This window comes from Rhizobium sp. CB3171 (genome assembly GCF_029714265.1).
Classification (GTDB): Bacteria; Pseudomonadota; Alphaproteobacteria; order Rhizobiales; family Rhizobiaceae; genus Rhizobium.
This window is the reverse complement of the sequence record NZ_CP121653.1, coordinates 846,225-868,872: the sequence shown is the minus strand read 5'-3', so window position 1 is coordinate 868,872 and position 22,648 is coordinate 846,225. Positions and strand designations below refer to the sequence as shown.

Below are 22,648 nucleotides of genomic sequence, written 5' to 3'. Positions count from 1 at the left end.
CTTTTCAAATAGCCGAACCACTCCACTTTTTTGGTCTTTCGCAATCCGTATGAGAAACCGCTCTGCGGCTTCCTTGGCCCCTTCAAGCAACGCGTTCGAAGCGAGTACGGATATGTTCGATGTAGTGCTGGCCGGGCGAGGAAGCCTCAACCATGGCCTGGGCAGCCTCTTCTGGAACGCCGGTAAAGAGACGCTCCTCGCCGTTCTTGAAGCGAATATAAAGACGGCCATCGTCTGGATGAAAAAAAACGGATTTAATAATCCGCGATGAAACTGGGAGTTCTTTCATAGGTCACCTCGCCTTCGACGCGGTTGTGCCATGAAAAGCAAAATATCGAATGAAGTGAACTAGTTAAGAAAACGTAGCGCTTTGGCGCAACCCTCCGGATTACCTCACGGGGAAAGGCTAATTGTACCAGCCCGGCACAGCGGCCGATCATACAGCGACGCCGGGGCCTGGTTACCCAGGCCCTCGTCGTAAACTCACTCGACACCTGAAAAGACATTCTTGATCGCGGCTGCGATCTCCTCGCAATGCGTCTCAAGGGCGAAGTGACCCGTGTCGAAGAACCGAATGTCCGCGCTCGGAATATCTCGCTTGAACGCTTCCGCGCCTGGCGGCAGGAAGAACGGATCGTTCTTGCCCCAGACGGCCAGGAACTTCGGCTGGTGCTTCCTGAAATACGCTTGGAATTCCGGATAAAGAGCGACATTGCTCTTGTAGTCACCGAAGAGGTCGAGTTGGGCATCGGTCGCCCCTTCACGAGCGAGGTAGTGATTGTCGAGGGAATAACCGTCCGGCGAAACCAGCGTCGTATCCGTCACGCCGTAGGTATATTGCCATACCGTCGCCTCCGGCTGGAGGAACGATCTCAACGCATCGCGATTGGCAGGAGACGGATCGTTCCAGTAAGCCCTGATCGGGTTCCAGCCTTCGCTCAATCCCTCTTCATAGGCATTGCCGTTCTGCGAAATGATCCCCGTAATGCGATCCGGGTGCCAGATCGCCAGCCTGAAGCCGGTCGGCGCACCGTAGTCGAACACATAGATCGCGAACCGCTTCAGCCCGATCACCTCCGTAAAGCGATCGATCACCTTGGCGACATTGTCGAACGAGTAGGAGAACGCGGAACGCGGCGGCAGATCGGTCTGGCCGAAGCCTGGCAGATCGGGAGCCACCAGATGAAAATCCGCTGCCAGAGCCGGGATCAGGTCGCGAAACATGTGACCGGAACTTGGAAACCCGTGCAGCAGGAGAAGTGTGGGGTTCTTTTGATCGCCCGCCTCCCGGTAATAGACGCCGAGCCCATCCACATCCACCTTCCGATAGTGCACCTTCGTCATGGAACCATTCCTTTGGTAACCCGATTAATAACGCCAATATGGTTACACCAAGTTAGTAACCAGTCAAGTGCCTTTAAAAAGGTTACGTTAAAATCGCACGCCCATACGGCACAGCGTTGCAGACTGCTGCCCTGAAATCTGTTCGATCTCGGAAAAATAAGTTACTGATTTGGAAATCGAATTTTCGTCTTTGGATCGCAGAATCGGCCGACCTATTTAATGGGTCTGTATTGGTTATTTCAACGAAGCGAGATGACCATGAGCGTTATGGCCGGCGTCTATTTTCTGCAGCCATCGGGAACCCCTATGGGCACCCCATGCATCTTGGCCGCCATTTTTCCATCAATTGGCTCGGGCGCGGTGGGCGGCCTGCTTCGCGCGGTTGCCGCAAACCGCCATGCTGCACCACCGGCGCTTCTTGCCGCGCGTGCGATCGATGAAGAGAAGCGTGCAGTTGTGACCTTCACACGCTTTGACATCAGAGAATTCCTCGGTGCAGACAAGTTCACCCATCGCTTCCGCAATCGGGGATAAAAGAGCGTCTGGCGATTTCCACTGGCGTTCCGTGCTCCAGCGCAATCGGATTGTCCCCTTCTCCTCTTCCGTGGTGACGATTTGGCGAAATTGTTCGTCTCGCGACAGCAGGCGGTTTAATGGTTCGAGCTGCTCGAGCGCGCTCGCATCGAGAGGCCTTCCTTTGTGTTCCCTGACAAATTCGCGGAACCATTCGCGCAGCGAACGCGCCTGCGCCGCCAGCGAGTCGAGTTCTCCGGGCATGGCGTTCCTGGCAATGGACTGCAATCTGCGCTCCGGAACGAGACCCGCCTCGCGAAGCCACTGGATGAACCCCTCTCCGTCGTTGAGCCATTCGAAAGGCCTGTCGACCGGGGTTGCTAAAGAATTTAGAAAATCAAGACCAGCGGCGTCCCCGACGAAAATTGCTGGTGGATTGCGTTCGGCCATGACCTACCTCACTTGAACTTGTTTCATGCTATGATCGCTCCGCTCAGCCTTCACCGGCGTCGCTACTTTCAGATAGCGTAATAACCCCTTAAAATCCAGTAAAATGGTTATTATTTCATCGTTCGATCCAAGGACACGAAGCAGGTCGCGCGGAACTGCACGGATCAAACATCATCCGATTTAGAAATAACTAATGAACAATGAGCATACTGGGGGCGTTTCTTGGCCAGGAGGAGTGTCCCATGAAGAGTATGCAAAACCGACAGGTCAAAAGACCCGGCCCGCGCGAGCTGGACGTGGAACAACATTGCAAGAAACACGGCGTTGACGCAGCCGAAACCAAGAAACTGGTCAAGCTGTTGGGCCGGCATGCTCCGCTGCACGAGCTGCATGCCAACGCACCGCCGAAGCAACCTCGGTGGCGCTAAGGTTTCTGCCGGCGGCGTCCGGCTTTGCATTTGAGACCGCCGCCGCGACGTGCCCGCGGTCTCAATGCTGCATTCGACGGTTGACGTGACTGCTCGCCTTTACGTCCGTCAGCCAAGATGAGGAAGCAGATGCATTCACATCATCCGAGGCGTACAATTGTGCATGGATAAGCAACTCGTAGAACAGCATTTAAAATTGGCAAAGCAGCATGTGGCCCAAGGCCGCAGACATATCACTCGGCAAAAGCAAATCATTTTTGAACTTACGCAAGGCCAACACGACACCTCGCAAGCGCGTCGGCTGCTATCGACCTTCGAGGAATTGCAGCAGATGCATGTTGCCGAACGGAACCGGCTCCAAAAGGAATTGGAGGCAATGAGGCCGTAGGCAGAGCCGGGAGGCGGCGCTCGGGACAGACCGGAGATCGAGGCAGGCTGAGGCACCGTCTCTACCTTGCAAAGGCTTAGCCTACTACCCATTTAGAGCCGTGAGGGCTGCGAAGCCGTGCGAATTGTATCGCGCCAGATGCTTCGCCGGAACCATGGCAAGAGCATTCGTTCGCAGCCAACGCCGCTCATTTGCGTAATGGGCATTCCTGCTATTTCTTATCGATTACGCCGGCCGGACGGTCGGCAGAGGACTTCTATTGAACAAACCGAACATCGCTGCCGCGCCCGCGGCGGTGAAGCCGCGCGAGCGCGATGGGGCCGTTAACCGGCCTGACAAAAACTGGAAACCGTATCCCTGCCTTCTCACACGTCGAGAACTGCAGGAATTGATCGCCGAGCAGCTCGGCTGACCGGCAACCATTTTATCAACCGCAACAACAAGGAGAACAGAATGCAGGTTCTGGTACGAGACAATAACGTCGAGCAGGCGCTCAGGGCGTTGAAAAGAAAGATGCAACGCGAAGGGCTGTTCCGGGAGATGAAGGAACGGCGGGCTTACGAAAAGCCCTCTGAGCGCCGTATCCGTGAAAAGGCACAGGCGGTCAGCCGGTATCGCAAGGCCGCTCGCAAGAAGATGCAGCGCGAAGGTCTTCTTGCCGCATCCAAACGAAGATCATCGGCACGATAGCACCATAGAGAAATATCGCCCGGGCCGCCCTTCAATGCGGCGGCTCGCGGTTGAAGGAAAGGTTGAATGATGGACGAATTGTATAGCGTGACCGTTTCCGAAGAACGGCTTGAAGATTGCCGCGATGTCATTGAGCCCGACTTGCAGGACCTGATCGAACGAACGATCGGCTCCGGCTTCTCGCGTGAGGAGGTGTTGATCGCAATCAGCGAATTGGCGGCCGAGGATTTCGCCGCGGCCACAAAGATCCCGAGCGTCCACTGACCGCCGGCAATGCGGCGGCGAACGTCAGATCCCTATTCGCGGCGGAAGAGCTGCGACGACAGAGCGCTTTGCTGATCTCCAGGATCAGGTGACCGACTGCTTCCAGGAAAGCTCGCCTGCCGCATACAAGTCACGATAGCAGATGTTGAGCGTTTTGAGACCTTAGTCCGTACCCCCAGGGACCAAGGTCTGACCACGCCCCGACTGAAGCCTCAAAACAGGAACAGACGAGGTTCTCAATGGTTTTACCGAAAGCTCCGTTACCCGCGGACAAGTAGGAAAGACAAAGGAGAATCTGATGAAAACCAAAGTATTTAGTATAGCAGCCCTCTCCCTTGCATTGGCGAGCGGGTACGCCTTCGCGCAGCAGTCGACCGTCAACGGCGCCGCAGGCGGGGCAGTCACGGGTGCCATCGTAGGTGGTCCAGTAGGTGCCGCAGTCGGTGGTGTTGCAGGCGCTATCGTCGGCACCGCTATCGATCCGCCGCCACAGAAGGTTGTTACCTATGTGCAAGAGCAGCCGATGCCCGAGGACACAGTTGTCGTTAGGGAGAAGGTCGTGATCGGCCAACCGCTGCCGAGAACCATCAGAATCAGAACGATTCCGGAAAATCCGAAATACGCCTATGCGGTGGTCAACCACGAGCGTGTGATCGTCGAGCCATCCTCACGGAAAGTGATCCAAGTGCTCCACTGATCGACCAGAGGAGAGCCTGACGGCTCTCCATCATCCCTCACAGTAAGACGCAGAACCACGGCGCCTTTGGCGCCGCGGCCGGCGTGTGCCCTGAATGGAGAACGAATGAAGACACTCCTTATCGCATATGCGCTCGGATTGGGCGCTTTGACAAGCAGTTCCGACCCACGCCCGGTCGGTTGCGATCACGACCAACGATAGCTCCGGCTATTACAACGAGGGCTATCACTCGGGATCGACGTATCGCGTCCGAGGCGATGTCCACCATCATGGCCGGCTCATCATGAAGCAACAGTGCTTTTGCCGTTGATTGGCATCAGCGCACCAGAAGGAGTTCAAGATGACTCGCAATCTGTTCTACATTCTCTTGGCGTCCGCCGCCCTTAGCCTCTCCCCGGTGGCTCAATCCGTTGCGACCGCTCAAGATTCACAGGATACGACTATCCTACCGAAAACCGGCACCAAGAGCGGATCGGGTGAGACGCAGAAGCAAAAAACGCCCGACACAAAATCCATGACCAAGCAGAGCTCTGGGGAATCCGGATCGTCCGACACTCAGTCAACAGTCAAAACCCCGAAGACCGACACGACCCAGAAATCCGGATCGGGCACCGATACCCAGCAATCGACAACATCAAGCAAGACGCAGATGGACACGGATCAGTCCAAGTCCGCCACTGACACCAGCGGTACGGCGAAGACTGGCAGCCAGACGAACACGACCCAGGAAAACACCGCCAAGAGCTCGACCACGAATACCAACATCACCGTTGAGCAGCAAACGCAGGTGCGGCAGGTGATCAAGGAAGTTCACACCACGCCGGTACGCGAGTCGGAAATCAAGACCGTCTCCGTAGGCGTCAGCATTCCACACTCGATTAGGCTCGAGCCACTTCCGCCGAGAATCGTCAAGATCATACCGCAATACAAGTCGTATCGGTTCTTCGTTCTTGCCGATGGTCGTATCGTAATCGTCGATCCCAATTCGTTTACGATCGTCTATGTCTTGGAGGCCTGATACGGCCAACAGCATCGAGAGTCATCGAACAAGCCACAGGCAAGAGCGATGACTCTTTCGCCATGTCTCATGAACTGCACCTGTTACCACTTGATGCGATAATCGACCCGCACATTGCCCGCCGGCGTCAACGTCAGCGGATCGGTGAGTGACGCCGTAAGATTGAGATTGGGCGCGATCGCCTGGTTCAAGGCAAACGTACTTGAGAAGGTACCCTTGACGTCCGTCAGCTCTCCCCTCGCCGAGATCGACGTTCCGGTTGAGGGAAAGATCATCTTTACCGCCTGCGAGGCGGTGACAGAGGTTGGTGCGGTCTGCGCCGTAGTCACGTTCAACGATCGCAGCATCTGCATGTCGAGATCTTGTGAGACGATCCAGTTTCGCGAGCGGCCAAGATACAACATTCCGCTTCCCCTCAGCGTATCCACCCGCACGGCGACCTCGCGCCGCGAATTGCTGGCAAAATTGCTGCGATCGTCTACCGCTCGTCCCCATAGCGTGGCGAGTTCGGAACCGTTCAGGATCTTTCCACCGGCCGCGCCTGCGAGACCAAGATCGGCACCCGCGCTCATTTCCCAGGCCATGGGCAGCCGAAAGCCGATCGTCGTATGATAGGTCCGCGGAGCAACCTTAACCGGCGTCCAGATCACCAGATCGCCGGCATAGGCCTTATGCGAGAGCGGCGCAGCACTTACGAGGACACTAAGAAAAATACCCGTTAAAACGAATCTCATTACAAAAGCCCAATTGCATTTGTATCAATGCCAGCGCGCTGAAACGCTGCATCGACAGCCGAACACCATGCGAAAACGCACGTTCAGCCTTGGATTGATTTGGTTGGTTAGAGCCGACCCTACAGTGCGCTGCCTGTCTTTTGGCCTTCGCACCGCCGCCGCGCGAGACAAATACTTCGCGCGCCTCAAGCAACTCTCGATGACCAGAGTCCCATTCAAGGGATTGCTTGTAAACCCCTCGGGCCGAATTTTTTTGCTGCGATGCACATGTGCCGCACCTCTGCCAACTGGCGCTTCGTTATTGTCAGGATCCTGGGAAAGCAGCAACGGTTTCGGATGTCAGTCCTCGTCGAGCTGAGCGGCGAGCTGCTGGCGAGCCCGGTTGATCCGACTCTTTACCGTGCCGATCGCACAGCCGAATTTTTCCGCCGCATCGTCATAAGAGCGGCCCTCGATGACGACATATTCCAGCACCGCCCGATAAGGCTCTGGCAGCCGCTTGCAGGCTCGCTCCAGTTCCTTGGCGCGGATCGTCCATTCCTGCGGCGGCGCTTCCACGCCGAAGCCGGAGACGCATTTCTTGCTGCCGGGCGACTCGCGCTTGGCTATGCGGAACTTCGTGCAGAATGTGTTGCGCATGATGGTGAACAGCCAGGATTTCAGCCGTGTACCGGGGTCAAACTGGCCAAGATTGGCGAGTGCCTTTGTCAAGGTTTCCTGAACCAGGTCGTCGGCATCGGCCGAATTCCTATGGAAGGTTCTGGCGAAGGCGCGAAGAGCCGGAATGAGATTTACGATTTCAGTCTCTAAATCGGTGGATCGGGACGTATCGTGCACAACGCTCTCCTGATAGCCGCGTCATCGGCGAAATTGATGCGATGTTTGCGTCGCCCCGTAATGCAAACGTCACGAGTACCAGTCCGGCGTCCGTGCGGATGCCGGCTGGATCTTTCCGATGATCTGTATTGAACGAGTTGCCTTGATGAAGCCTGAAGCCCTTCAGACAGACTTTCTCAAGCACTCTTCACATCCCCTAAAAAACGACTCCGTCTCGCGCTTGGTTCCGTGCAGACTCTTAAAATTCTTCGACATCGTCTTATGCCGGTTGTGAGACAGAGGTCATGAATAGCGATGTGAATACGGGCTTGTCACAGTCTCAGAGGAGGGTGGACCGCGCAGGTGGCGACAGGGCCTAGCAGGAAGGGACAAAATCCACGCGATCCAGCTTCCGAACTTACGGCCCGGCCTAAGGTTCCCGTGCGACCAATGGAACAAACTCTGCCCCCGCTGGTTCCTCTTTCATGTGAGGTGTGATGGCCAATCGCGACATCATCGTTATCGGCGGATCGGCGGGATCGTCCGATCCTCTGAGAACCATATTAGCCGCCCTGCCCCACAATCTCAGGGCAGCAGTGATCATCATTGTTCACATTCCCCCAAACAGCGCCGGAATATTAAGGTTAGTCACTTCCGCTTCCAGCAATTTGCCTGTGAAGAACGCTGAAGATGGCGAGGCCATTCTACCCGGCCAAATCTACCTTGCTCCCTCCGATTACCATCTGCTGGTGATAAAGGACAAGCTGACCCTGGGAAACGGGCCTCGCGAAAATCTCGCGCGTCCCTCGATCGACTCCCTCTTCCGATCAGCCGCTCTTTCCTGTGGTCCAAGAACGATCGGGGTGCTTCTCAGCGGCAAGATGAACGACGGCGCATCCGGCCTGGCGACGATCAAGCAGGCCGGAGGCGTCGCCCTGGTTCAAGCGCCGGAGGATGCGGCGACGCCTGAAATGCCGATTTCGGCATTGGAAGCCACTCCCGTCGATCTCAACGCCACATCGGAAGAATTGGCACAGGCGATAATTCATTTCTCGGCGGAGCCGCCGGGACCCGCGCGGCCATTGCCGGCAGGCGTCAGGATTGAAGTGGAGATTGCGGCAGGCGGCCGTTCGGACACGTCTAAAATCAAGCAACTAGCCGACGCTTCCCCCTTGACGTGCCCGGAATGCGGCGGTGTCTTATCGGAAGTGCGGGATTCGCAACCCCTGCGGTTTCGTTGCCAGATTGGGCACGCCTATACCGCCAAGGCATTGATTGCCGAACAGCGCGATTCAGTCGACGTTGCCATGCGCGTGGCGCTTCGAATCGTCGAGGAACGTGCTGCCCTGGTCGGTCGCATGGCCAAGGAAGCCACAAAGGCAAATCGCCCGGGTATGGCGGAAATGCATGAAGAGCGGGCCAGCGAATACCGAAAGCATGTAGATATCTTGCGCACCGCCATTCTTCAGGGCATGGAAGACAAGGCTCCTAACGAGAGCGGGTCGGAGGTCATTGACCTGGAAATGCGTGCCGGAAGGAAGCCGAAATCGTAATGGGCCGTCTCGGCGGCTCAACACCATGGAACGCCAGACGTGACAAAGAAATCTCGGGTAAAAAAAAGCGACGAGCTTTTGACCGATGCTGGAGTTGAGATCAACGAAGGTGCTGCCTCGCGGTCGCCGATCATCGTGGGAATCGGCGCTTCCGCGGCGGAGACCGGCAGTCTCGAAATCTTCTTCGAGCAGATGCACTCTTCCCCAGGCGCCGCCTTTGTCATCGTGATGCAATATCGCGACGCTTTCGATCAGGAAGCATTCCAGGCCCGTTTGGCGGCGGTGAGCGGCCGCACCGTGCGGCTAGCCTCAAACGGGGAAACGATAGAATCCGAGCGCATCTATATCGTTCCGACTGGCGTGACCGCCACCTTGAAAAATGATCGGCTGCTGACCCATCATGCGTCCGACACATCGGGTGAACGCGGGACCATGGACAGCTTCCTGGTCTCCCTGGCCGAGCAGGAGCAAAAGCGGGCCATCGGGCTCGTCATGGGCGGCTGCGGGACCGACGGAACCCTCGGCATCATTGCCGTCAAGGAGCAAGGCGGGTTGGCGCTTGCCGAAATCAGCCAGGAATCCGTCGATATTTCCCATCCGTCATCGCAGCCCAAGAGCGCGGCTGCGGTGGCGGATCTGGTTTTGCCTGCCGAGGAGCTGGCAACCCGCATCAAGGCTCAGATCCGCAGCCTCCAACGCCAGACGCTGGCGCAGGATTTCGACGAATTGGTCGTCCAAGTCGGCCCGCAATTGACGCGGATCGCCGCCGTGCTTCGCAACAGGACGGGGCACGATTTTCATGGCTACAAGCCCAATACCTTCCTGAGGCGGGTGCAGCGCCGCATCCAGGTAACGCAGACCGATACCATCGAAAATTACCTCGAATATCTGCGTTCCGACGCCGACGAGGCAAATAACCTGTTCAACGACCTGCTGATCGGCGTGACGCATTTCTTCCGGGATACCAAGGAGTTCGAACATCTCGAACGGGAGGTCATTCCCAAACTTTTCGAAGGCAAGGGCGCGAGCGATCACATCCGTGTCTGGGTGCTTGGCTGCGCCACGGGTGAAGAAGCCTATTCGATCGCCATCCTTTTGCGCGAACAGATGGCACGACTCGACATCGTGCCACATATCCAGATCTTCGCGACCGATATCGACAATCGCGCGCTGGCGCAGGCGCGTGTCGGGCGATACGCCGCCTCCGCGATCAAGGATGTTACACCCGAGCGGTTGGCGCGCTGGTTCGTCAAAGAGGGCGAAACCTATTCCGTGGTCAAGGAACTGCGGGAAATGTGCTTGTTTTCGCAGCACAATCTCATCAAGGACGCGCCCTTCTCAAGGCTCGACATGGTGTCGTGCCGCAACCTTCTGATTTATCTGGGCGCGGAACTTCAGAACAGGGTCATTCCGCTCTTCCATTTCGCCCTCAGGCCGGGTGGTTATCTTTTCCTTGGCAATTCCGAGAATGTCAGCCGCCATGGGAAGCTTTTTACGCCCGTGGATCGCCGCTTCCGGATATTCCGGCAAATCGAAACCATGACGCGTCTGCTGCCGGATTTTCCATTGTCGGCGACCACCGAACGCAACGCGCCGCCCGGCATGCCGTCTGGAATACGTCCGTCCGTCAACAACGTATCCGTGCTCACGAAACAGGCCGAGCGGATCATGGAGCGATATGCGCCCGCTTACATGATTGTCGACGAAAACCATGACGTGCTGCATTTTTCCGGGCGCACCGGCAAGTTCATCGATCCGCCATCGGGCCATGCCAGCCTGAATGTCTTCAACCTGATCCATCGTGATCTGCGCATAGATCTGCGCGCAGCGCTCCATAAGGCTGAGACCGACAAGGCAACCGTCAAGGTTAGTGGCTTGAAGGTGGGGCAGAACGGCAGCGCCTTGCTGGTGACCATGTCGATCGAACCGATCGACCCCGCGCCGGGACAGCCGCGTCGTTTCATGGTGATCCTCCAGGATGGTCAGGTGGTTGGCGAGGATGACGCTGGCACGGTCATTCCCTCCGCCGGTCAGGAGGAGCATGTACGACGCCTGGAGGACGAGCTTCGCCAGGCGCGCGATCGGCTACAGGCAACAGTCGAAGAGCTGGAAAGCACCAATGAAGAGTTGAAGGCCTCGAACGAGGAGTACCAGTCCGTCAACGAAGAACTTCAATCGTCAAATGAGGAATTGGAGACCTCCAAGGAGGAGCTCCAGTCGCTCAACGAAGAGCTCCAGACGGTCAATGGCGAACTGGCTCATCGCGTGGAAGAGCTGGCACGCGCGAATTCCGATCTTAGAAATCTGCTCGACAGCACGCAGATTGCCGCCGTCTTTTTGGACAATGACCTGCGCATCAAGAGTTTCACGCCCGCAATCACCGACATATTCCACCTGATCGATACCGATCTCGGCAGGCCGATCCATCATATCGCCGCGAGAATTGCCTATGACGATCTCGAGCAGGATGCGCGGCGCGTTATCCGGACGCTGAGCAGCATGGAACGGGAGACGAAAAACCCGCAGACCGGCTCGCAGTATCTGATCCGCGTGCTCCCCTATCGCAGCGTCGACAACGTCATTGAGGGCGCCGTTTTGACCTTCATGGACGTAACCGCGCTCGTCCGAGCAGAGGAGCGCCTGCGGGATCGCGAAGCGCTTCTGCGCTCTGTTGTCGAAGGCATTCCGCAGCTTGTCTGGCGCGCGGCGGCGGAGGGCAATTGGACCTGGAGCAGCCCGCAATGGACGGCTTATACCGGCCAGACCGAGATTGCATCGCTGGGCAAAGGCTGGCTTGATCCCATACATCCCGATGATCGCAAGAAGGTCCTGGAAGCCTGGAAGGATGCCGAAAAAACCGGACTGCTCGAATTGGAGCATCGCCTCTTCAATGCTGAAACGAATACATACAGGACCGTGCATCTACGAGCCCGGCCAGTGAAGAACGATTCCGGCAAGGTGGTCGAATGGTTTGGCACAGCGACCGATGTGCACGAAATGCAGCTTCTTCAGGAGCATCAGCAAATCTTGCTGCACGAGCTTCAGCACCGGGTCCGCAATACGCTTGCGATCGTCCGCTCGATTGCCGCCCATACCGCGGAAACGAGCGACACGGTCGTAGACTACGCCCGTCATCTGGAAGGCCGCATCAACGCAATGGCCAGAACGCAGACCTTGCTGACGAGCGCGCCCGATGCCGCCATGGACCTGAAAGACCTGATCAAAAGCGAAATATCGGCGCAGACCGGCAAGGATGAAAATCCGGTGACGATAACCGGCCCGAATGCCGCCCTGTTCGGCAAAGCGGCGGAGAACATGAGTCTCGCGATCCATGAGTTGACAAGCAATGCCGTTAAATACGGCGCGTTGTCGCAAGACGGCGGAGAATTGCACATCTCCTTCCATAATCACGGTGACGGCAAGAAGCCCTCTCTGAAGCTGGTCTGGCAAGAGACAGGGCTGACTGGATTGCCGAAGAGGCCGGCCCGGCGCGGATTTGGGTCCGAACTGATCGAAAATGTCGTGCCGTATCAGTTCGGTGGTAGCGGACGAATGGAGTTCACGCCGGAAGGATTGATCTGTACCATCGAACTTCCTCTTTCCGAAAAGATCAAACTGCATGAGCCAAGTCATTGAGAGTAATGCGCTGCAGAGGCCACACTCGCGAAACTTCCCCACCGTTTGTTCGGTCTGACGAGATGAGCCAGCGCTACAGCCACCTCTTTTCCGGCCGGCGGATTTTGATCGTGGAAGATGAGTATCTTCTTGCAAACGAGGCGCGGCGCCAGTTGCTAAAGCTCGGGGCTATCGTCATCGGGCCAACGGCAAGGGTCGACCAGGCTCTCGAACTGATCCAGGATGAAGATGTCGATGCGGCGATCCTCGACGTCCACCTCGACGGTGAAATGGTGTTTCCCGTGGCGGAGAGACTGGATGAACTGAAAATCCCTTATGTCTTTGCGACCGGTTATGATCCGTCGATCATTCCGGCCCGTTTCACCGGTTTTGTTCTTTGCGAGAAGCCGATCGAAATCGAGCATATTGCACGAGGCCTTTTTGGCCCTCGGCAGCAGGATACGTGACGAACGTCTTGCCAGGCATTTCCCGAGAACCAGACCGCTTTACGCATGCCCGCGCTTGACGCAGTGATCATGCGCCAAAGTGGAGATTTCCGTCGTAAGGCGTTCGATATCGAGCGGCTTCGAATAGACCTCGATGTCCGTGAACCGTTCGCCAAAAACGGATTTTTCATAGCCGGTCGTAAATACGAACGGTATTCCTCGCTTCGAAAGCGCCTCGGCCACGGGAAAGACCATTTCACCTCTGATGCTGACATCGAGGATGGCGCAATCGATCTCATCGGTCGCAGCGATAAGAGACAAAGCCTGAGCGATTGTCGGCGCAGGCCCAAGAACAGCAAGATCGCGATCGCCGAGTGAAGCCGCAAGGTCGAAGGCGAGCAGATATTCATCCTCCACGACCAAAACGATTGGTTGCTCTGCCGGTTCTTTACTCATGAGATTCTGGACGTCCTAGATCGATTAACGATGGCCTTGGCCCAGGCTCGACGCGCCAGCTTTTCAAGACGTTCCGCGTCGATTTCATCTTCAATGATATGCAGGTGGCCTCTCATCAGATCCAGGGTGACGTTGAAGGTGTTCAACAACTCTACAGCCTGCGCACTCGGATGACCGCCGGCCTCCAACCGGCCGATGAGCGCCTCTTGCTTCAGAACGCGCTTTTCACCGTCGCGAACATGGCCCACAGCCATTGCAAGTTCCTCGCGTCTGTGCACGGTCGCCTCCTCAAGGAGATTCCTGCACATCATGAACTCAGTTATGCCTCAAATCCAGCCACTTCCATTGTAGGAACGCTGGATACGCCATTCCGTCAGGTTCGTGGGCGGAGTTTACTCAATCCTCCGAAGTTTGTGGGATCTCCTTCCTGCAAACGGCTTCTATTTCCTCCTGGATCTTACTGGGAAATGTCGAACTTTCGCCGATAGATGTCGTGCATATTCGCAAACATCCAAGATTCGAGTGACATCTCGTCGGTGAACTGATCGAGGCTTGCAACGGCCCTCGCCACGGTCTCCTGCACCAGATCGTCCGCATCGGCCGGGTTCCTGCAGAACGCTTCCGCCAATGATCGAAATGTCGGCATAAGTTCCTCGATTTCAGCCTGCAATCGGTGGTGTCGGGAAATATCAGTCACGATATTCTCTTTTCACTAACTCACGATTGTTCCGTCCATTTCCATTCGGAGGCATCCACGCCTGTCCGATATTTTTTAACGGGTATGATCCTCGGCTTGTTCCTGATTGGTCCAAGAAATCTGGAGATCCTGCATCTTCCTCGATGTCGCGGCCACCGCAAGCCTTCCAACAACCGAGCGACGCCACTGGCCGCGGCGGGAACTTCCGGCCGTCTCCACCGTTGGGCTTGATTATTCCAGATACGAAGCGGCGATGCTCAATTTTGAGTTCGCCGACGAGGGTACAGATGTCATCAATCGACCCGCAAAACCGTGCCATGGAAATTGCGACCGAAGCGCATGCGGACCAGACCGATAAACTCGGCAATCCCTATGTCGAGCATTGCCGTCGCGTGGCATCGGCGGTTTCGGGGGAGGACCAGAAAATCGTGGCATATCTGCATGATGTCGTGGAGAAAGGGCCTGGCTGGACCATCGAACGCCTCCGGCAGCAAGGCTTTTCTCGTTCAGTACTCGCAGCCGTCGATGCCCTCACCAAACGCGTTGGCGAGGATGACGATGCCTTTGTCCGCCGCGCGATCGCAAATGCCATGGCAAGACCGGTCAAGAAGGCAGATCTCGAAGACAATCTTTGGCAGCAGCAGCGGATTGGCGGTGACATCGGCAAGTATCGGCTTGGCCTCGATATCATGCGGGAACAAGACGATCGCTGAAGGTGGAATACTCTGACCGATTTCTGAAAGGACGACGATGTCGGCGACTATTCGTCTATTTGTATTCGGGACGCTGAAAAGGGGTTTTGCGTTGCATGAGCGGGGACTGGCGCGTGCGCACTACCGCGGTCTCTTCAAAACCCGCAAGCCCTATCCCATGCTGATCGCCGGTCGCTGGTTTGCACCCATGATGTTTGACGAGCCAGGAAACGGCACGACCGTGAAAGGCGAGCTCTATGAAGTCGACGATCGGACTCTGCGACATCTCGATCTGTTGGAATCGATCGGTAAGCCGGGACATTTCCGCGGATTGATTGAACTGGAACGGGTAGCCGGCGGCGATCCCTGCATTGCATTCGCCTATTTCAAGTCGCGAAGCTTAGCAAAGCCCATGCATTCGGACTATCTTTCCACATATGACGATCGCCGTTTCATCCCACCGGAACAACGCGTCGAAAGAGCGCCGGACCAGAGCCGCAGGACATATTCCAAAGATGCCGGGCTCCGATGAAGCCTTTCTGTTCCGACACGGACCAAACGATCGCTCTTCCGTAAGCTCCCCGGAACATTTGCCATTCGATACGGTTTACATCAACGACCTCAGCATATGCCGGCGGTCGAATGGCGCATAGCGCGACCAGCAATCCTGGGACCACGAGCGTGGTCGAAGAGAGCTGGCATCGGGTGCCCGCTCCGCGGCATGTTGCCCAATGTCGGACGCCCGAACGTGATTGATCTCTGGTACAAGAATTCTGTCATCTACAGCCTCAACGTCGGCACCTTCAAGGACAGTGACGGTGACGGAATTGGCGACTTCAAGGGCCTGACCGATCAGCTCGACTATATCGCACGGCTCGGCGTCACCTGCCTGTGGTTGCTGCCATTTTATCCCAGCCCCGGAATGGACTATGGCTACGATGTTACCGACTATTATAACATCGCTCCGGAGCTCGGAACGCTTGGCGATTTCGTGGAGTTCAGCCATCAGGCGCGGTTGCGCGGCCTGAAACTTATCATCGATCTGCCGATCAATCATACGTCCGAGCAGCATCCCTGGTTTCAACAGGCGCGGACCGATCCTCGCTCGCCCTTCCGCGACTACTACAACTGGTCGAGATCCAAGCCAGCAAACGTCAATCACGGCATGGCCTTTCCCGGCCACCAATCAAGCGTATGGACCTTTGATCCGCTGGCGACGGCCTGGTACTATCATCGCTTCTATCCGCATCAGCCGGACCTCAACATCAGCAACCCGGCAGTCCGGGAAGAGATTTTCAAGATCGTCGGCTTTTGGCTCGAGCTCGGCGTATCGGGATTTCGGATAGATGCAGCACCATTCCTGGTCGAGGAAATCAGCCCCAACCGCCCCTCGTCGCGGCACTATGAGTTTTTCGGCGAGTTGCGCGACTTTCTATCCTGGCGGCGCGGCGACGCCGTCCTAATCGCCGAAGCAAACGTGCCTCCAAAAGAGATGCCGCAGTTCTTCGGCGGCGGTTCCCGCCTTCACATGCTATTTGCCTTTCTTACAAATCAGTATCTGTTTCTGGCGCTTGCTACCAATTCCGCCGCCCCCCTTGCGCGGGGTCTCGCCCGGCTTCCGAAATTGCCTCAGCTTTGCCAATGGGTGCAGTTCCTGCGCAATCACGATGAGCTCGATCTCGGCCGCCTGACGGAGAAGGAGCGGAATGAGGTCTACACGGTCTTTGCTCCCGACGCCGACATGCGCCTTTATAACCGTGGCATTCGCCGCCGCCTTGCGCCGATGCTCGGCAACGAGCGCCGGAGGATCGAAATGGCATTCAGCCTGATTTTCAGCCTTCCGGGCATACCCGTCATTTACTATGGCGACGAACTCGGGCTGGGGGACGTGCTTTGCCTGCCGGAGCGCTGGCCGGTGCGCACCTGCATGCAATGGTCCGATGACGAAAATGCCGGCTTCTCCACCTGTGCGGAAGAATATCTAATCCACCCGGTCATCATGACTGGCGATCATGGAGCCGACAAGATCAACGCCGAGGCTCAGCAGCGCGATCCGGACTCGTTACTCAACTGGGTACGGCGGCTTGTCGACACACGACAGTCTTGCCCCGAGGTCGGCTGGGGCGAATGGCGCTCTATCGAAACGCATAACCCAGCGGTATTCGCCCAGAGGTTCGCCTGGGAGCAAGGCACGGTCCTGATCGCTCACAATCTTGCACCGCGAAACTGCTCCGTGAAGTTGGATCTCGATAAGGACGAGATGGAACAGCTTATCGGGTTGTTCGGCAACAGGGTGTATCCCGAGAAAAAGCGCAAGGGCACCACGATCGAGCTCGATGCCTACGGTTACCGTTGGTTTCGGAGCAATCTACCGGCCGCCTCATAGACAGCTCCCTTAAAAACGAGAAATGGCAAGCTCGGTACGGAACCTATGCGCGCGGCGGCGGTTGTGCCTAACCTATACCGCCGAAGGCGCCAGGATAACGCCAGGGAAAGGATGCGGCTTGCCGCGACAATCCGGAGAGGCTCCCATGACCGCCAAACCAGCCACCAGATGGTGGCATGCCAAGACGGCCTATCAGATCTATCCACGCAGCTTCTTCGACAGCAACGGAGACGGCATCGGCGACATTCCGGGCATAACCTCCCGGCTCGATTATCTCCACTCCCTCGGGATTGGTTTGATCTGGCTCTCGCCGATCTACAAATCTCCCATGGACGACAACGGCTACGACATCTCGGACTATCAGGATATTGCCCCGAAATTCGGAACGCTTGCGGATTTCGATGAGTTGCTTGCGGAAGCGAGCAAGCGGGGGATCGGCATCATTCTCGACCTTGTCGTCAATCACACGTCCGATGAGCACCCCTGGTTCCTCGACGCCCGCGCATCTAAGGACAGCCCCTATCGCGACTTCTATATCTGGCGCTCTCCCAATGAAGACGGCAGTCTTCCGAACGACCTTCTCTCCGTATTCGGAGGGCCGGCCTGGACGTTCGAGGCCGCGACGGGCCAATATTATTTCCACCAATTCTCCCACCGGCAGCCGGATCTCAACTGGCACAATCCGAGCGTTCGCCACGAAATCTACAAGATGATGAATTGGTGGCTGGACCGCGGCATCGCCGGCTTCCGCATGGATGTCATCGACCGCATCGCCAAGGATGTCGATCGCGCGATCACCGCCGACGGCCCATGTCTTCACGACTACATTCAGGAGATGCATCGAGAAACACTGAAGGACCGCGATGTCGTCACCGTCGGCGAAGCGTGGAGCGCCACTCCCGGCTCGGCTCTCTTATATTCCGGCGCGCAGCGCGGGGAATTGTCCATGGTCTTCCAGTTCGAGCATGTCCTCCAACAGTGGGATAAGGTCTATGGCAAATGGCGGCCAAAGCCATTCGATCTCGTCGGCCTGAAGGCGGTCCTCAGCAAATGGCAATATGCGCTCTCGGATGACGGTTGGAACTCTCTCTTCTGGGGCAATCACGACTTGCCGCGGGCTGTTTCGACTTATGGCGACGCTACGGGTTACCATCGGGAATCCGCGACGATGTTGGCGACCGCCCTGCATTTCCTGAAAGGCACGCCCTTCGTCTATCAGGGCGAAGAAATCGGCATGACGAACGCCACCTTCACCTCCATCGATCAGTACAGAGATATCGAAACGCTGAATATGCATCGCCTGCATGTCGAGGCAGGACTTTCGTCGGAGGAATTCATCGCTGTCGCCAATCGGAATGCGCGCGACAATGCCCGTACCCCCATGCAATGGAGCACGGCGCCGCATGGCGGCTTCACCACCGGCGTTCCATGGATACAGACAAATCCCAATTTCAGCCGCATCAACGCGGCACAGAGCATGGGTGACGACCGCTCGATCTGGAATTACTACCGGCGGCTGATTGCGCTGCGCGCCATGCATCCGGTCATCGTCTACGGCACCTATCAATCCTATTTCGATCAAGACCCGCAGGTCTTCGCCTATACAAGGACATTCGAGGACCAGTGTGTGATCGTGCTCGCAAATTTCTCGGTGGAGATCGTAACACTGCCTCTGCCCGACGAATTGCAGGTGGAAGGTCGATGCCTTATTGCCAACTATCAGCCCGTAAGTCGTTTGCAAGGGACGGTCGAACTCAAGCCATACGAGACTTTGGCCATCCTTCATACGATCGAGATGCCCAAGGAAAATGTGGCCGAGGCTTCGGCCTGAGCGATGTTTACGGGCTCTTCGACGATGCCGCGCTACCGACGCCGGAGCGGACGCTGCACCAAACCTCGCCTTCTCGATAATGCTCCAGCACGTGACACATGCCGGCGCGTCGCCGTGCATTTCTACGGGAACCGACATCAATATTCGCGAGTTTGAATTCCTGAGTGCAAGCGAAGCGGGGCGAGCAAACGCATGCCATTTTACGAAGGAGATTGGTCATGGTCACGAAGGCAAACGGCGACCCGCGCCACCACACACAGAAGATGCAGGCGAAGCTGAAAGAAACGATGGATCATTTGCGCGAGGACATCGAAAAGGTCGATGAGCCGCAACTCAAGGCGATGTTCGAAACCGCTGCAGAAGTGCTTGGGGGACTAAGAAAGGCCTTCAGCGATTACGAGAAGAAGAACGAAAGCGCATGGCGATAGCGCGTCAGCACCAGTAGATCGAAAGATTGATACGGACCGGTCGCGTCAATCGCCAATGCCGATTTCGGCAATCAGTGGAAGATGGTCGGAAGCCAGGCTCGTCAGACGATTTCGCGGCACGCTCGTCCCAAGGACAGCAAGATCGGCGCTGACGAAAATATGATCCAGCCGCATCAGCGGATAGCGCGAGGGAAAGGTCGGTCTCGCCGGCTGATTGCCGGAAAGCTGGGCGTCCTTCAATGTGCGGACGGCGAGCCGGTAGGCTGCGGAGGCGGGAACGGCGTTGAAATCCCCGCAGAGAATGGTCGACGCAAGATCCTTGCCGCTACCCGGCAGCCATGCCGGCCCGAGAAGCGTCGTCATTTGCTGGACGCGATCACGTCCCCAAAGGCCGAGATGGGTGTTGACGAGGTGCAACTGCCTGTTTCCCACCATGACTTCGACGGAAACTGCCCCACGCGGCTCGCCCAACGAAGGCAGCGGCCCGGCCTTGATCGCCTTTGTCGGCAGGCTCGTTATGAGCGCGTCTCCATATTGCTCCTCGGCTATCGTCAGGGCCGGATTGAAATGCGCTTCCATCTTCAGCAAGGAGGCGATCATGCTCGCCTGATCGACGCCGCCGGTTCTGTGGCGACGCACATCGATCTCCTGCAGCGCTACGATATCCGCTTGCGTCTCCGCGATCACAGCGGCGATCCGGCCAGGGTCGATCTTGCGATCCGTGCCAATGCAACTGTGCACGTTATAGGTCAGAATTCTGATCGTTCTTCCGCGGGACATGGCCGGGGAACACCGAACTCGCCCAATCGTTCCGCTTCATCGGGGCGGTATTCCCAGCCGACGCAGAAGGATAGCCGATGACCTTGAAAAGCCTGATTTGGAATGGCCTGCTCATCGCAGCGACATGCCTTGCATTCTGGCTCCTGTATCGCATCCTCCATCACTACAGCTTGGATGACATCAGGAACTCGCTGCTGAGCATCCCGCTCCGGCATCTTTGCTTGGCGCTTCTCTGCGCGGCGGCCTCCTACCTTTGTCTCACCGGTTTCGATCTGCTTGCCATCTTGTCGCTCCGCAAGTCTTTGCCTTATCGCAAAATTGCGCTTGCCTCCTTCGTCAGCCTCTCGATAGGCCACAATATTGGCTTTGCCGGCCTCAGCAGCGGCGCCTTCCGATATCGCTTTTATTCACGCTGGGGTCTAAGCATCGAGGAAGTCACGAAGATAGTGCTTTTCTGCGGCGTCACGGTCGGCCTGGGGATTACCACGCTCGGCGGAATCGCGTTGCTGGTCGACCCTGCGGATGCCGCGGGCCTGCTGAGGTCGAATACCAGGGACATCCGAACGGCAGGTGTCATCCTTCTTGCCGTTCCGGCTCTCTATGCGTCCCTTACTATGATCCTGCGGCAAAGATTGACTTTATGGCGCTGGTCATTCGAGCTGCCGCGGCCTCACATAGCCTTGATGCAAATCGTCATCGGTACTTTGGATTTCGTCTGCGTCTCGGCGTGCCTGCATCAGTTGCTTTCGGCCTTCGCGGATGTTGCATTGTTCCGATCGATCACCGCCTACGTGCTAGCCAATACGGCTGTCATGGCGACCCATGTTCCTGGCGGCCTGGGCGTGATCGAGACAACCGTCTCCTATATCGTGCCGAATGCGGCCTCCATTGGCGCCTTGATCGCCTTTCGCTGCATCTACTTCCTCATCCCCCTCATCCTGGGAACGACCCTTCTGATTGCCAGCGAACTGGTGTTTCGGCATCGCTCAGCTCGAACGAAGGATCCGGCGAAGGTGGCCGACAAGACGACGAGGACCCAGGCGCCCCAGCGGACGGGCGGGATCGAATAGCGCGGTCCCCGCAATCGGCCCTGTCTTTTGGCAGGTCGTTGCCAGCGGCTTGAGGCATCGGGCTCCGACATTCAGCTCAGCGATTGCATGTATTAGCGATCCCGCTCTGTTGAAAGGCATTTCGAACGGCGCCAGCGGCGCAGCCGAGGTACTCCGCCACCAGCATATTGCGCAGCTCATCGATCGCCAAACGGTGAGTAGGCTTATGTGCCTGAAAAAGAATATCGCATTCGGTGTCGAGTCCCTCGGACCGGTGGTTGAGATTGGAGGAACCAATGCGGAGCAGATTGTCGTCGGCGATCAGAAGCTTCGAGTGAACGAGCAGTTCGACCTGCTTTTCGCCATCGGGGACCACCGGATAGAAGATGCGCAACCGGCTGTGACGATCCGCATCCATAAGACGTCGGACAATTCTGTCGCGGTTCTTTCCCATTATAAAGTTCTCGATCAAGCCATGGGATTTGCGCGTACAGATGATGACGACCTCCGGCCCGTCCTCTTCCCGCAGGCGAGCGGCAATGGCTTCCGCGACATTGAACGACGCAACGTATTGCGTCTCGATGTAAAGCTGACGTCTCGCCTTGGCGATCACGTCCTTTGTCACGGCAATTCCCTGACGCAGACCGCGCTTGAAGAAGGTCACTGGTTCCGTTATCGCAAGCCTGACCGGCACATTTTCAAGCGACGCGGTGAGATCGTCTGGCCAGTCGACGGCGGTCTGCGCCGTCAAGGCCCTGCACTCCTCTCCGGTGGCATCCATCCATCGTCGCCTCGCCACGGTGGCGATGAGCCTGGCCGCATCCCCCGTCACCATGGTTTGCAGGTCGTGAAGCGGTTCGTAAAACACGCCGTCGGGATCGCGCTTCAGCTTATCACGAACCCTGTGTACCCAGGTGTCCCAACGCCGCGACGTCAGATCGATTCCACCGATGAAGGCCACGGAATCGTCGATGCAGACAAGTTTCTGATGGTGACATCCGCGAATGGCGGGCTGCATGGCAAAGCGCAGGTCGATGCGAGAGTTCTTTGGAAAATTTATCTTGCGCAATACCTTCAAGGATTTTTCGGAATAAAGCGGTCCCAAGGCCCAGATCAAAATTCGAACCTCAAGGTTGGGATTGGCATCCGTCAGCGCGTGCAGGAGATCGCCGAGTGTCTCCTTGGAGTTCTCAGGCTGCAGGCGGATATCGGGGTTGAAGTCCCATCCGACGATCCAGACCCGTCTCCGCGCACGGCGCAAAATGTGGGCCAATCGCGAGAAATAGGCGCTACCGTTGATGAGGAAGGCCGTCCTTGCCGCAATACCTTCCAATCGCATATCTTCGGCTTTCAGCGACATGGCAGAACCATTT

At 57.0% G+C, this 22,648-nt stretch carries 23 protein-coding genes and 1 pseudogene; 14 read left to right on the top strand and 10 right to left on the bottom strand.

The annotated features are described in order from the left end of the window. Positions 1-82: 82 nt before the first annotated feature. The 3 genes from QA648_RS23290 to QA648_RS23280 all read right to left on the bottom strand — a co-directional run bounded on the left by QA648_RS23290 (position 83) and on the right by QA648_RS23280 (position 2,307). Positions 83-289, bottom strand: coding sequence for a KTSC domain-containing protein (locus QA648_RS23290; RefSeq protein ID WP_260305219.1), 207 nt, complete (start codon positions 287-289; stop codon positions 83-85). Positions 290-483: 194 nt separating this feature from the next. Next, positions 484-1,344, bottom strand: a complete 861-nt coding sequence (locus QA648_RS23285) for an alpha/beta hydrolase (protein WP_283053870.1) — start codon at positions 1,342-1,344, stop codon at positions 484-486. Between the two features lie 342 nt (positions 1,345-1,686). Next, on the bottom strand, positions 1,687-2,307 hold the full coding sequence (locus tag QA648_RS23280) for an ABATE domain-containing protein (RefSeq protein WP_283053869.1): 621 nt from the start codon (positions 2,305-2,307) through the stop codon (positions 1,687-1,689). 242 nt (positions 2,308-2,549) lie between these two features. On the opposite strand from QA648_RS23280, the gene QA648_RS23275 reads away from it, so the two are divergent. From QA648_RS23275 to QA648_RS23255, 5 genes are all read left to right on the top strand, one after another. Further along, positions 2,550-2,735: a hypothetical protein gene (locus QA648_RS23275; RefSeq protein ID WP_104826920.1), complete on the top strand. Its 186-nt coding sequence runs from the start codon at positions 2,550-2,552 to the stop codon at positions 2,733-2,735. An 841-nt stretch (positions 2,736-3,576) separates the two neighbouring features. Beyond that, on the top strand, positions 3,577-3,813 hold the full coding sequence (rpsU, locus tag QA648_RS23270; protein WP_104826922.1) for a 30S ribosomal protein S21: 237 nt from the start codon (positions 3,577-3,579) through the stop codon (positions 3,811-3,813). A gap of 69 nt (positions 3,814-3,882) precedes the next feature. Next, the gene (locus tag QA648_RS23265) at positions 3,883-4,077 is read left to right on the top strand and encodes a hypothetical protein (protein WP_283054254.1); all 195 of its coding nucleotides are present in this window, start codon (positions 3,883-3,885) and stop codon (positions 4,075-4,077) included. A gap of 298 nt (positions 4,078-4,375) precedes the next feature. After that, entirely contained in the window at positions 4,376-4,774 is a 399-nt protein-coding gene (locus tag QA648_RS23260) for a DUF1236 domain-containing protein (RefSeq protein ID WP_283053868.1), read from the top strand. Between the two features lie 340 nt (positions 4,775-5,114). Further along, positions 5,115-5,792 carry a DUF1236 domain-containing protein gene (locus QA648_RS23255; RefSeq protein WP_283053867.1) on the top strand — a complete coding sequence of 226 codons (678 nt, stop codon included), beginning with the start codon at positions 5,115-5,117 and terminating at the stop codon, positions 5,790-5,792. A gap of 83 nt (positions 5,793-5,875) precedes the next feature. On the opposite strand, the gene QA648_RS23250 is transcribed toward QA648_RS23255, so the two are convergent. Continuing rightward, on the bottom strand, positions 5,876-6,526 hold the full coding sequence (locus QA648_RS23250; protein ID WP_283053866.1) for a hypothetical protein: 651 nt from the start codon (positions 6,524-6,526) through the stop codon (positions 5,876-5,878). A 339-nt stretch (positions 6,527-6,865) separates the two neighbouring features. Then, entirely contained in the window at positions 6,866-7,363 is a 498-nt protein-coding gene (locus QA648_RS23245) for a sigma-70 family RNA polymerase sigma factor (protein WP_283053865.1), read from the bottom strand. Between the two features lie 476 nt (positions 7,364-7,839). Between QA648_RS23245 and QA648_RS23240 the strand changes: the two genes are divergently transcribed. The 3 genes from QA648_RS23240 (at position 7,840) to QA648_RS23230 (ending at position 12,977) form a co-directional block, all read left to right on the top strand. Further along, positions 7,840-8,895 carry a chemotaxis protein CheB gene (locus tag QA648_RS23240; protein ID WP_283053864.1) on the top strand — a complete coding sequence of 352 codons (1,056 nt, stop codon included), beginning with the start codon at positions 7,840-7,842 and terminating at the stop codon, positions 8,893-8,895. Between the two features lie 39 nt (positions 8,896-8,934). Continuing rightward, the gene (locus QA648_RS23235; protein ID WP_283053863.1) at positions 8,935-12,531 is read left to right on the top strand and encodes a CheR family methyltransferase; all 3,597 of its coding nucleotides are present in this window, start codon (positions 8,935-8,937) and stop codon (positions 12,529-12,531) included. A gap of 62 nt (positions 12,532-12,593) precedes the next feature. Then, positions 12,594-12,977, top strand: coding sequence for a response regulator (locus QA648_RS23230; RefSeq protein WP_260304005.1), 384 nt, complete (start codon positions 12,594-12,596; stop codon positions 12,975-12,977). A gap of 39 nt (positions 12,978-13,016) precedes the next feature. On the opposite strand, the gene QA648_RS23225 is transcribed toward QA648_RS23230, so the two are convergent. From QA648_RS23225 to QA648_RS23215, 3 genes are all read right to left on the bottom strand, one after another. Then, positions 13,017-13,412 (bottom strand): response regulator, encoded by a 396-nt coding sequence (locus tag QA648_RS23225; RefSeq protein ID WP_260304006.1) that lies wholly within the window; start codon positions 13,410-13,412, stop codon positions 13,017-13,019. Further along, positions 13,409-13,690, bottom strand: a complete 282-nt coding sequence (locus QA648_RS23220) for a hypothetical protein (protein WP_283053862.1) — start codon at positions 13,688-13,690, stop codon at positions 13,409-13,411. The genes QA648_RS23225 and QA648_RS23220 overlap by 4 nt, the downstream gene beginning before the upstream one ends. A 179-nt stretch (positions 13,691-13,869) precedes the next feature. Beyond that, positions 13,870-14,109: a sigma factor gene (locus QA648_RS23215; protein WP_283053861.1), complete on the bottom strand. Its 240-nt coding sequence runs from the start codon at positions 14,107-14,109 to the stop codon at positions 13,870-13,872. Positions 14,110-14,396: 287 nt separating this feature from the next. Here QA648_RS23215 and QA648_RS23210 point away from each other — a divergent pair, with 287 nt between their 5' ends. From QA648_RS23210 to QA648_RS23190, 5 genes are all read left to right on the top strand, one after another. Further along, positions 14,397-14,822 (top strand): HD domain-containing protein, encoded by a 426-nt coding sequence (locus QA648_RS23210; protein WP_283053860.1) that lies wholly within the window; start codon positions 14,397-14,399, stop codon positions 14,820-14,822. 37 nt (positions 14,823-14,859) lie between these two features. Further along, positions 14,860-15,333, top strand: a complete 474-nt coding sequence (locus tag QA648_RS23205) for a gamma-glutamylcyclotransferase family protein (protein WP_283053859.1) — start codon at positions 14,860-14,862, stop codon at positions 15,331-15,333. Positions 15,334-15,549: 216 nt separating this feature from the next. Beyond that, positions 15,550-17,187, top strand: a complete 1,638-nt coding sequence (locus tag QA648_RS23200; protein WP_283053858.1) for an alpha-amylase family protein — start codon at positions 15,550-15,552, stop codon at positions 17,185-17,187. 145 nt (positions 17,188-17,332) lie between these two features. After that, complete coding sequence (locus tag QA648_RS23195; RefSeq protein WP_283053857.1) at positions 17,333-19,018, top strand: alpha-glucosidase; 1,686 nt, start codon at positions 17,333-17,335, stop codon at positions 19,016-19,018. A gap of 218 nt (positions 19,019-19,236) precedes the next feature. Continuing rightward, a complete protein-coding gene (locus tag QA648_RS23190; RefSeq protein WP_283053856.1) occupies positions 19,237-19,446 on the top strand; it encodes a hypothetical protein in 210 nt (69 codons plus the stop codon). 45 nt (positions 19,447-19,491) lie between these two features. On the opposite strand, the gene QA648_RS23185 is transcribed toward QA648_RS23190, so the two are convergent. Next, positions 19,492-20,226, bottom strand: coding sequence for an endonuclease/exonuclease/phosphatase family protein (locus QA648_RS23185; RefSeq protein ID WP_283053855.1), 735 nt, complete (start codon positions 20,224-20,226; stop codon positions 19,492-19,494). Positions 20,227-20,303: 77 nt separating this feature from the next. On the opposite strand from QA648_RS23185, the gene QA648_RS23180 reads away from it, so the two are divergent. Beyond that, positions 20,304-21,296 (top strand): lysylphosphatidylglycerol synthase domain-containing protein, encoded by a 993-nt coding sequence (locus QA648_RS23180; protein ID WP_283053854.1) that lies wholly within the window; start codon positions 20,304-20,306, stop codon positions 21,294-21,296. On the opposite strand, the pseudogene QA648_RS23175 reads toward QA648_RS23180, so the two are convergent. After that, positions 21,213-22,635, bottom strand: a pseudogene (locus tag QA648_RS23175) (phospholipase D-like domain-containing protein). The gene QA648_RS23180 and the pseudogene QA648_RS23175 sit on opposite strands and share 84 nt — an antisense overlap. Positions 22,636-22,648: the final 13 nt, after the last annotated feature.

Bases quoted from the DNA above. Each gene is read 5' to 3' on its own strand.
- QA648_RS23275 (WP_104826920.1), top strand. From the start codon at position 2,550: ATGAAGAGTATGCAAAACCGACAGGTCAAAAGACCCGGCCCGCGCGAG.
- QA648_RS23190 (WP_283053856.1), top strand. From the start codon at position 19,237: ATGGTCACGAAGGCAAACGGCGACCCGCGCCACCACACACAGAAGATG.
- rpsU (WP_104826922.1), top strand. From the start codon at position 3,577: ATGCAGGTTCTGGTACGAGACAATAACGTCGAGCAGGCGCTCAGGGCG.
- QA648_RS23290 (WP_260305219.1), bottom strand. From the start codon at position 289: ATGAAAGAACTCCCAGTTTCATCGCGGATTATTAAATCCGTTTTTTTT.
- QA648_RS23240 (WP_283053864.1), top strand. From the start codon at position 7,840: ATGGCCAATCGCGACATCATCGTTATCGGCGGATCGGCGGGATCGTCC.
- QA648_RS23260 (WP_283053868.1), top strand. From the start codon at position 4,376: ATGAAAACCAAAGTATTTAGTATAGCAGCCCTCTCCCTTGCATTGGCG.
- QA648_RS23205 (WP_283053859.1), top strand. From the start codon at position 14,860: ATGTCGGCGACTATTCGTCTATTTGTATTCGGGACGCTGAAAAGGGGT.
- QA648_RS23250 (WP_283053866.1), bottom strand. From the start codon at position 6,526: ATGAGATTCGTTTTAACGGGTATTTTTCTTAGTGTCCTCGTAAGTGCT.
- QA648_RS23225 (WP_260304006.1), bottom strand. From the start codon at position 13,412: ATGAGTAAAGAACCGGCAGAGCAACCAATCGTTTTGGTCGTGGAGGAT.
- QA648_RS23230 (WP_260304005.1), top strand. From the start codon at position 12,594: ATGAGCCAGCGCTACAGCCACCTCTTTTCCGGCCGGCGGATTTTGATC.
- QA648_RS23255 (WP_283053867.1), top strand. From the start codon at position 5,115: ATGACTCGCAATCTGTTCTACATTCTCTTGGCGTCCGCCGCCCTTAGC.
- QA648_RS23210 (WP_283053860.1), top strand. From the start codon at position 14,397: ATGTCATCAATCGACCCGCAAAACCGTGCCATGGAAATTGCGACCGAA.
- QA648_RS23285 (WP_283053870.1), bottom strand. From the start codon at position 1,344: ATGACGAAGGTGCACTATCGGAAGGTGGATGTGGATGGGCTCGGCGTC.
- QA648_RS23280 (WP_283053869.1), bottom strand. From the start codon at position 2,307: ATGGCCGAACGCAATCCACCAGCAATTTTCGTCGGGGACGCCGCTGGT.
- QA648_RS23265 (WP_283054254.1), top strand. From the start codon at position 3,883: ATGGACGAATTGTATAGCGTGACCGTTTCCGAAGAACGGCTTGAAGAT.
- QA648_RS23180 (WP_283053854.1), top strand. From the start codon at position 20,304: ATGACCTTGAAAAGCCTGATTTGGAATGGCCTGCTCATCGCAGCGACA.
- QA648_RS23185 (WP_283053855.1), bottom strand. From the start codon at position 20,226: ATGTCCCGCGGAAGAACGATCAGAATTCTGACCTATAACGTGCACAGT.
- QA648_RS23195 (WP_283053857.1), top strand. From the start codon at position 17,333: ATGACCGCCAAACCAGCCACCAGATGGTGGCATGCCAAGACGGCCTAT.